The organism is Acidithiobacillus sp. TH-A117 (assembly GCF_057473465.1).
Window position 1 is genome coordinate 22,044 of the sequence record NZ_JBYCKQ010000001.1, and the last position, 9,431, is coordinate 31,474.

Below are 9,431 nucleotides of genomic sequence, written 5' to 3' on the forward strand. Positions count from 1 at the left end.
TCACAAATAATGATGGTCGACAAACCACCTGACTGCATCGCGCAAGGCTTCTTCTGCAGGACGATGCACATAATGCAGGTGCTCCTCGGCCTTCAGCGAGGAAAAGTACATTTTGTGGGCCGCCATGCGCAGCTCATCCAGGGTCACCAGAGGCGTACCCTGACCACGCAGACGCACCACCCCTTCGGCCGCCCAGGCCAGGGGATAGAGCATCTTGCGGGGAATGCGCAGCAGCGGCGAACGCTTGCCGGTGAGGCCGGCAATGCGGGTCAGAATGGCCTGCAGGGAAAGATTATCGCCGCCGAGAATATAGCGTTGCCCCGGTTCACCATGCAGAAAAGCCTGCCAGTGTCCCATGGCCACATCATCCACATGCACCACATTCAGGCCCGTATCCACATAAGCCGGCATTTTTCCAGCTGCGGCATCCCGCACCAGCCGGCCAGTCGGGGTGGGTTTGCGATCCGCAGGCCCGATGGGCGTGGAAGGATTGACAATCACAATCGGCGCGGCTTCGTTCTGACAGAGTTTGTGCAGCGTCTCCTCCGCCAGGAATTTGGAGCGTTTGTAATGACCAATCATGTCCTCCAGACTGGAGGGTGCGGCTTCGTCAGCCACCCGGCCATCCGCATAATGCCCGAGCACCGCCACGCTGCTGGTATAGATGATACGTTCCACCCCGGCATCCAGGGCCGCCCGGGCCAGCCGTTCGCTCCCCTCCACATTGGCGGCGTACATAGGCTGGGGATCGGGTACCCACAGGCGATAATCGGCGGCCACATGAAAAACCAGGGAACATCCGGCAACGGCTTTATCCAGGGCCCGGCCATCCACCAGATCCCCCGGAAACGGCTCCACATCCAGCCCTTCCCAATTGCTGGTATCGGCCCCCGGACGATATAAGACCCGGACCTCCAGACCTTCGGCGAGCAGACGCCGGAGCACCGCTCCCCCCACAAAACCCGATGCGCCCGTCAACAGGGCTTTCATGACGGCCTCGCTGTTTCGAGATAAGGCTGGACCCGGCGCAGACTCTGCAAGGCCGCCTGCATTTCTCGGCCCAGCCCCATGAGGGCCGGTAGGTCACCGGGATGGCGCAACAGCCCCCCCAACAAAGGCAGCCAGCGCGGCCGTCCATAGGCATCCACGCTCCGGGTGGCGCTGACAGGTAGCGCCTGATTGGCAGGGTCCACCACACTGCGTACCACCAGAAAGGGCAAATCCGCCCGGGCAGCGCACTCGGCTATCGCCCCGCTTTCCATATCCACCGCCCGGGATTCGGGATGGGCTGCCCGCAGCTCGGCCTTGGCCGCAACGGAAGCACAGGGCACACTCACGGAACACAGGTCACCACCCGGCACCCGGGAAGAAAGCTGGTGCAGGAGGGTCATACGCCAGGCCGGGTCCACCGGCCAATGGCGTCCATTCCAGACCACCTGCTCCGGCACCAGCAGATCTCCGGCCTGACCATCCGGGTTCAGCCCTCCGGCGGTTCCCCAGGAGAGCAAAGCAGCGACGCCAGACTGTAGTAATTGTTCGGCAGCCTGACCTGCCGCCTGCGGCCCCATACCCGAAACCACCATGCTGAGCTGATCACTGACCGTAATCACCCGTTGATGGCTTAAGGTGCCGGAATAAAGGGTCTGGGCTTCGGCATCCAGAGCCACCACTACGCCTATCCGTGAGGCTGACATCCCAGATTCCGGAAACGGGCCAGGGCCCAAAGGGGAAAATACACACTGTAACCGTGGTAAATGAGATAGAACACTTTGGGAAAACCCGGGGCATTGAAAAAAGGATCCTGCCAGCCCGAACGGCTATCCTGATGGGTCTCCAACCAGTGAATTCCGCGCCGCAGCGCCCTCGAGCCCTTATCGCCGGCCGCCATCAGGCCCAGACAGGCCCAGGCGGTCTGGGCGGCCGTAGAATCCTGTCCGGCACCGGCCAGCCCGGGCTCCGCGTAGGAATCGTTGTTTTCGCCCCAGCCACCATCGGCCTGCTGCATGGCCCGCAGCCAGTCGGCGGCGCGGTCCATGGCCGGTTGCAGGGAAGGATCCTGCAATTCCCCCAGCGCCATCAGCACCGACCAGGTGCCGTAAATATAATTGGTGCCCCAGCGACCAAACCAGGCCCCGGAGGATTCCTGTTCACGCAGCAGATAGGCAACCGCCCGGCGCAGCACATCCCGATCCCGGGCCCGGCCCAGATAGCCGAGAAAGGCCACAACTCTGCCGGTCACATCGGCGGTGGGCGGGTCCAGCAGCGCCTTGTGATCGGCAAAGGGAATTTCATTGAGATAATAATGGGTATTATCCACATCATAAGCGCCAAACCCGCCATTGCGGGACTGCATCCCGGCCAGCCAGTTGGCGGCTTGTTCAATGCTGTCCCGATCTTCGGGACGCCCAGCCCGCGCCAGCGCCCAGGCGACCGCTGCGGTATCATCCAGATCGGGATAATAGGGATTGGCATACTGAAATGCCCAGCCGCCTCCGGCCAGATCAGGGCGCTGGACCTGCCAGTCGCCCGGTTCCCGGCAAATCTGCCGGTCCTTCAACCAGGCGATGGCTTTTTCTGCAGCAGCCCCCAGATCCTCAGAGCCATCGGCTTCGATCAGAGCATGGAGGGCCAGACAGGTATCCCACACCGGGGACATGCAGGGCTGACAATAAGCATGGTCAGCACGCTCCACCACCAGCTTGCGCAGTGCTGCAGAGGTTGCCTGACGATAGGGATGTTCCGGAGCATAGCCCAGCAGCTCCAGAGCCTCATGAGCATTGACCATGGCCGGAAAAATCCCGTTCAGACCATCTTCTCCATTAATGCGTGCCGTAAACCACTGCTCGGCCCGGCGTACGGCGATCCGGCGCAGCGCGGCGGGAATGCCCTTTTCGATGATTCCCCAAAAGCGGTCCAGGGCCAGAAAAGTACGGGCTACCACGCCCTGCCGGGCACAGGCAAAATAATCCTGGATTTGTTCGGGTGGCCGACGAAACAATTCGCGAATATGTACTTGCAGAGGGTTCTTGGCCTTGGCTTTGAGGCTGCATAAAATAAATAGCGGCACCATAACGGTCCGGGACCAGGACGCCACCTTGTAAATATGAAAGGGAAACCAGCGCGGCAGGAGCATGACTTCCACCGGAATGGAAGGCACCGCCCGCCACGGCACCTGGGCAAAGAGGGCCAGGGTAATCCGGGTGAAGACATTGGCATGTTCGGCACCGCCGTGGGCAAGAATAGCCTCTCTGGCCCGGCGCATATGGGGCAGATCGGGAGCATCACCCGCCAACTTCAGGGCATAGTAGGCTTTCACCGAAGCGCTGAGATCAAAATGCCCTCCATAATACAGCGGCCAACCGCCGTGATCCGCCTGCTTGCTGCGCAGGTACACCGCCATTTTGGCTTCCAGGGCCGGATCCCGCTCATCCATGTAGTGCTGCATGAGGATGTATTCCGCAGGAATGGTACAGTCAGCCTCAAATTCAAAACACCAGTGTCCGTCCGCTGCCTGCTTTTCGAGCAGCAGACACCGCGCAGTCTCCAGAGTCTGGGCCAGCGACTGGGTCCGATTTTGGGCCGGAGTAGCGTCCAGCGAGTGATCCAGACTTGGCGTCCGTACGCTACGCAGCACCCCGCCTGCCAGAGGCAATGGTTGTAACAGGCGATTCATACTGTTGCGGCCAGCGCCGTGCGCCGCAAGGGTTTGATACCCGCCCGGAAACTGGCCAGCAACAGGGCATCGGAACGATGCATAAGCTTGGACAGAAGAACCACCCATTGCACACTGTTGCGACTGATTTTGACTTCGGCGCCATTGGCAAAGATCGGGTTCTCGGCAATGCGGCGTAAAGTCAGCACTGCCATGGCCAGTGCCCAGAGACAAAAATCGCGCATCCCGGTTTGATCCGCAGGAATCATCAAAGTGTAGCGCAGCGCGTTTTCCAGGTGTCCGGACGCCATATCCAGCAAAACTTCCAGCCCCTGTTGAAATCCAGGGTCATGACTGCCCGGCTGGACGCTCGCGATATCGCAACCATAGCGGGCAAAAAGACTGGCCGGCATCCAACTTACACCACGTCCCCAGTCATCCCAGATGTCCTTGAGTATATTGGTCATCTGCAAGCCCTGACCAAAAGAGACGGCGAGACGCTGCATTTCCGCTTCCTGAGGACGCAGGCGGGGTTCGTATTCCACGAACAGACTGGTCAACATTTCGCCGACGACTCCCGCCACCACATAACAATAACGGTCCAGGGCTGGGACATCGGCCAGTCCCTGTCGGGAGGCGTGCTGCTGAAACTCGGCCATACCCGAACCCATGATGCGCACGCAGCGCGCCAGAGCCGCCTGCTGGGTGGGGCTGAAACTATGGGTAATTTGCAGCACTTCGGCAGTATGGCGCACCAGATCATGCTCGGCGGCAGGCATTTCCGCAGACAGCACCGCTCCGAAACCCTCAGCAAAAACGGCGGGATCGGCCTGACCTTCCACCACCTGCAGAAACACCTGCTGCCAGTGGGCTTTTTCTTTCCAGGGCATGACCGGATCATCTTCAATGGTATCGGCAATCCGACAGAGCAAATACCCGTTACCCACGGCCACGCGCAGGACATCGGGCAATTGCGGAATAGTCAACGCAAAAGTCCGTGAAACAAGCTGCAGGCTTTGCTGCTGCCAGGCCAAGGCCTGATCGAGGGCTGCCGTCATGCAGCGGTCCTGTCCGGTGACATCCAAACTCCTTGTTCTAGTTGTCCGGGTGCCTGTAGTGACCCGTTGCATCGCGGCAATGTAACGATCCCGCAACAATTCTGCAAGTATAGACCATGCTTCTCCGCTCAGGATTCGCCATCATCGCCCAGACCATGTTTGCGAATACGGTAGCGCAGGGTCTCCCGGGTGATGCCCAGCATTTTTGCCGCCCGGGACACATTACCCTCGCTCAAGCTGAGTATCTGCTGCAGAATCTGCCGTTCCATAGCCTCCAGATCCATGCTGCCATCCATGGGCAGGATAATATGCTGCCCATCCACCGGACACCCGGAGAGTGCCGGACAGGAGTTATTGATCTGACCCGGCAACTGCAACCACTCCAGAGGCAATTCTTCGCTTTCGGAAAACAGTACCGCCCGCTCAATCACATTGCGCAGTTCCCGGACATTGCCCGGCCAGTCGTAGGCCTCCAGTGCGGCCCAGACTGCCGGGCTGACATAATGCACATGCTTACCCGCCTGGGCATTGAATTCGGCCACGAAATGGGGCACCAACGCATGCAGATCACCCTTCCGTTCCCGCAGGGACGGCAGGGCCAGGCGAAACACGCTCAAGCGATGAAACAAATCGGCACGAAAAGCCCCCGCCGCCACCTGGGCTTCGATATCACGGTTACTGGCGGCAATAAAGCGCACATCCACGGCAATGGCGCGATCCCCACCCAAGCGTCGCAAGCTGTGATCTTCAATGACTTTCAGCAACTTGGCCTGCAAGTCCAGCTCCATTTCGGAAATTTCATCGAGAAACAGGGTGCCACCATTGGCCTGTTCCACCAGTCCGCGATGACGTACCGCCGCACCGGTAAATGCCCCCGGCTCATAGCCGAACAATTCGGATTCCAGTAATTCCCGGGGCAGGGCCGCGCAGTTGATTTCCACCATCGGTCCGCCCGCCTGAGCGCTGCTGTAATGCAGGATGCGCGCTGCCAGGCCCTTGCCGGTACCGGTTTCACCGGAAATCACCAAAGCACTGTAGGGAACCTGCGCCAGACGTTCGAGCATGCTGCGCACCGTCGCTGCGGCAGCACTTTCGCCCAGATAGGTTTCCGGACGATAGCGGTGGTGCTGGGAGGAAGTATCCTCTGCGACCCGGCGCTGGGCACGGGCTCCCCGCCCTGCCGAACGCACCACCATTTCCAGACGTTCCATCTCGCAGGGCTTTTCGAGAAAGTCATAGGCGCCCAAACGCAGTGCCCGCACCGAATCGGGCACACTGCCAAAGGCCGTCAGAAAAATCCATTCTCCCGTACCCGACTTTGCCCGCACCTTTTCCAACAGATCCAGACTGTTGCCATCGGGCAAATTGAGGTCAGCCAGAGTCACCAGCGGGCTGAGATCCTGTTTCAGCAGCAATTCCTCGGCATCGGCAAAGCGCTCCGCCCAATGCACCTCCCAGCCTTCCTTTTCAAAAAAGCGGCACATTTCCCGCCCCAGAAAAATTTCATCCTCGATAATCAGCAAAGCATCCGCCATGATCTGCTACTCCTTACCGGCAATTTCAGGACAGGGTAACAAGAGACACACTTCGGCGCCGTGAGGTTCCCGATTGCGCAATTGCACCTCGCCACCCAGACTGCGCACAAAACGCCGAACCATGGACAGGCCCAACCCGGTGCCCTGTTCCTTGCTGCTGGCAAAGGGACGAATCCCCTCGCGCAACAGGGTATCGGGAAAGCCCGGACCATTATCGGCGACAACCACCTGCAACTGCTTGTCGACCTGGGCAAGGGCCACACTGATTTGCCCTCCCTCACCCGCCAGAGCCTGCATACTGTTGAGAATGAGATTGAGCAGTGCCTGGCGGAACTGGTCCAGGGGCAATAGACAATCACGACATTCCCCCGGCAACAGTTCCAGCTTGACCTGGGCAGGCATTTGATAGCGCAGCAGGTTCAGCAGGGTTTCCACGGTTTCCCTGGGGGCCACCCGGCGCCCCTTTTCATGGGCCTGACGGGCACCACGCAATTGCTGATCCAGAAGCCGACTGACCCGACGCAATTCCTCTTCCATCAATCCCAGACGTTCGGCCAATTCGGGGTCGCGTATTTCCCGACGAATATTGGCGCAGCCCACCTGCAATCCGGCCAGGGGATTACGCAACTCATGGGCGAAAGCCGCAGCCGCTTCACCAACCGCCGCCAGCCGCTCGGAACGGGCTACCGCCGCCTGTTGCGCCACCAGAGTATGCGCAGCCTCATTCACTTCCCGCTGCAAATCCTGCAAGTACTGGCGTCGGGTTTTTTCCAGATCCTCCAGACGCCCGATCATGTGATTGTAATATTGCAGTAAGGGACTGATCCCGGGGTCCGCGTGGGCTTCTGATACCCGCCGAAAAGCCCCGATTTCCAGCGAATGCATGGCATCCTGGAGGCGACGCAGCGGTCCCAGAATCCGCAGGCGAAAAAATACCAGTGTCACCAGCACAAATATCATGAAAGAAAACAGCGCTACCGCCGTACCAATCAAGGTGTAACGGGCATCATGGCCCGCCGCCAGCACCAGTCTCCGCCCCCGAGCATGTTCCTGCATACTGATATCTGAAAGCTGCAACAAAGCCTCGGGCAATAGCCCCGCATCCCGGCGATTGACCAGCAGCTGCAATTTTGCCCAATGGGGATTGTCGCGAATCTGTTGCGGATGCGCTGCGGCAATTTCCTGGAGGTCCTTGCGGAGCACCTGCAGCGCCGCCACCGCACCCTGTTGCTGCCAGGTTCGCAAAGTTTCCTGGGAGGTCCGGGACAAATCCGCCATGTAGGCGGTATAGGCGTCCAGGGTACGCAGGTCCTGGTTGGTATGCACCAGCAATATCCCCAGAAGCAGGAAGGCCAGCACCACAAACTGCACCAGCAGCACTCCAAGGGTCCGAAAAGGCGCAAAAGGAATGCGTTTGCGCCCATCGGCAGCACCGGGTAAGCGCAGAATCGCCATAAAGCTAGGCGCCCTCTTCCCGACTGGCGTCACCTGCCGGGATCACCGCAACAGGATGCTCGGCCCGGGCCGCACGCCGCATCAACAGTTCACTGACCTGACGCACGTCCACGCCGGCATAGAGCACCCGATAAACCTGCTCGGTAATGGGCATCTCCACCCCCAGACTCTGGGCCAAGCGAAACAGGGCCCGGGCACTGCGCACCCCCTCGGCTTCCTGGCCGATATCCGCCAGCACCTTGTCCAGGGTCTGGCCACGCCCCAAACCGATGCCCACCCGCCGATTCCGCGACAAATCACTGCTCGCCGTCAGGATCAGATCCCCCGCCCCAGTCAAGCCCATGAAGGTTTCGGTGCGCCCGCCCAGCGCTGTTCCCAGGCGGTGCAGCTCGGCGATGCCCCGGGTAATCAGGGCTGCCCGGGCACTATCGCCGTTGTCCAGGCCATCGGAAATACCCGCCGCAATGGCCAGTACATTCTTGATGGCCCCGCCCAGACAGACACCGGCCACATCATCGCTGCGATACACCCGCATCTGGTCACTGGCAAACACCTCCGCGACCCTCTGCGCCTGGGCCATATCGTGGGAAGCAGCAGTCATGGCCAAGGGTTTACCCAGCACCAGATCGTGGGCAAAACTCGGGCCAGAAAGGACCACCAGGGGCATATCGGGGCATTCCGCCTGAACCACCTGATCCAGACGCAGGGCACCGGGCAACTCCAGCCCCTTGGCAGCGAGCACCAGGACGGCCTCGCTCAACAAGCAGAGGCTGGACAGACTGTTCAGAAGACTGCGCAAGGCATGACTCGGGACCGCCAGGACAATACCTTCTGCCCCGGCGACAGCGGCGGCAAGGTCTGGTTCTACCTGCAGGCCTGCCGGCCAAGGCAAATCCGGAAAAACCGGAGACAATAGGGAGGGATCGCTGCCGCCCGGCAAGTGTTGCGGGTTGCGCCCCCAGAGGCGCACATCCTGCCCTTGCCGACACAAATGTACCGCCAGCGCTGTACCCCAGTGTCCCGCTCCCAGCACCGCCCAGCTCATGGCTTCCAGCTCATGATTTACTGGGTAGTATGCCCCATCTGTTCTTGCTGGGCCTGCTGGAACAGCGCCTCAAAGTTGACCGGATGCAGATGCAGCGGCTGGAAGCCACCCCGTCCGACCAGATCCGCCACCACTTCCCGGGCATATGGGAACAGAATGGTCGGGCAATGCACCGCCACTAGGGCCGGCATGTGTTCTTCGGGAATATTCTGAATCCGGAACAGACCCGCCTGCTGCACCTCGACGGCAAAATAGGTGCTCTCACCGGCCTTAGCCTTGACGGTAACAGTCAGGGTAACTTCGCTCAGCCCCTCCATACCTTCCACCTGGGTGCTGGCGGTATTCAGGCCCACATCCACCGTCGGCGCCTCGGTCTGCACAAAACTGTGGGGAGCATTGGGTGACTCAAAGGAAATATCTTTGACGTAAATCCGTTCAATCATGAATATTGCTTCTTGTTCTTCCATAAGACCCTTCTTTTCCGGAGTGACTGAAAATGATACGCCACCCAGTCTACCCGAAGTTCCCCCTGCGGGGCTACGACTCGACTCGCCATGGCGTGCTTGCCAGACAGCGCGCTTCTGTGTAGGATGCACAGCGCTGTCCAGGTCCCCATCGTCTAGCGGCCTAGGACACCGCCCTTTCACGGCGGTAACGGGGGTTCGAACCCCCCTGGGGACGCCAAA

Annotated in this window: 8 protein-coding genes and 1 tRNA gene; 1 reads left to right on the forward strand and 8 read right to left on the reverse strand. The window is 60.2% G+C overall.

The annotated features are described in order from the left end of the window. The 8 genes from hpnA to secB all read right to left on the reverse strand — a co-directional run bounded on the left by hpnA (position 1) and on the right by secB (position 9,212). Positions 1 to 990 (reverse strand): hopanoid-associated sugar epimerase, encoded by a 990-nt coding sequence (gene hpnA / locus AC2VLR_RS00115; protein WP_486880309.1) that lies wholly within the window; start codon positions 988 to 990, stop codon positions 1 to 3. Then, entirely contained in the window at positions 987 to 1,694 is a 708-nt protein-coding gene (locus tag AC2VLR_RS00120; protein WP_486880310.1) for a phosphorylase family protein, read from the reverse strand. Before AC2VLR_RS00120 ends, hpnA begins: the two co-directional genes overlap by 4 nt. Further along, on the reverse strand, positions 1,676 to 3,673 hold the full coding sequence (gene shc / locus AC2VLR_RS00125; RefSeq protein ID WP_486880311.1) for a squalene--hopene cyclase: 1,998 nt from the start codon (positions 3,671 to 3,673) through the stop codon (positions 1,676 to 1,678). Before shc ends, AC2VLR_RS00120 begins: the two co-directional genes overlap by 19 nt. After that, positions 3,670 to 4,710 (reverse strand): phytoene/squalene synthase family protein, encoded by a 1,041-nt coding sequence (locus AC2VLR_RS00130; RefSeq protein WP_486880312.1) that lies wholly within the window; start codon positions 4,708 to 4,710, stop codon positions 3,670 to 3,672. The genes shc and AC2VLR_RS00130 overlap by 4 nt, the downstream gene beginning before the upstream one ends. A 128-nt stretch (positions 4,711 to 4,838) precedes the next feature. Beyond that, positions 4,839 to 6,245, reverse strand: a complete 1,407-nt coding sequence (locus AC2VLR_RS00135; RefSeq protein ID WP_486880313.1) for a sigma-54-dependent transcriptional regulator — start codon at positions 6,243 to 6,245, stop codon at positions 4,839 to 4,841. Between the two features lie 6 nt (positions 6,246 to 6,251). Further along, positions 6,252 to 7,700: a sensor histidine kinase gene (locus tag AC2VLR_RS00140; protein WP_486880314.1), complete on the reverse strand. Its 1,449-nt coding sequence runs from the start codon at positions 7,698 to 7,700 to the stop codon at positions 6,252 to 6,254. A 4-nt stretch (positions 7,701 to 7,704) separates the two neighbouring features. After that, positions 7,705 to 8,745, reverse strand: coding sequence for an NAD(P)H-dependent glycerol-3-phosphate dehydrogenase (locus tag AC2VLR_RS00145; protein WP_486880315.1), 1,041 nt, complete (start codon positions 8,743 to 8,745; stop codon positions 7,705 to 7,707). 17 nt (positions 8,746 to 8,762) lie between these two features. Then, positions 8,763 to 9,212 carry a protein-export chaperone SecB gene (gene secB, locus AC2VLR_RS00150; RefSeq protein ID WP_486880316.1) on the reverse strand — a complete coding sequence of 150 codons (450 nt, stop codon included), beginning with the start codon at positions 9,210 to 9,212 and terminating at the stop codon, positions 8,763 to 8,765. A gap of 141 nt (positions 9,213 to 9,353) precedes the next feature. On the opposite strand from secB, the gene AC2VLR_RS00155 reads away from it, so the two are divergent. Continuing rightward, a tRNA-Glu gene (locus AC2VLR_RS00155) sits at positions 9,354 to 9,429 on the forward strand. Positions 9,430 to 9,431 lie beyond the last annotated feature (2 nt).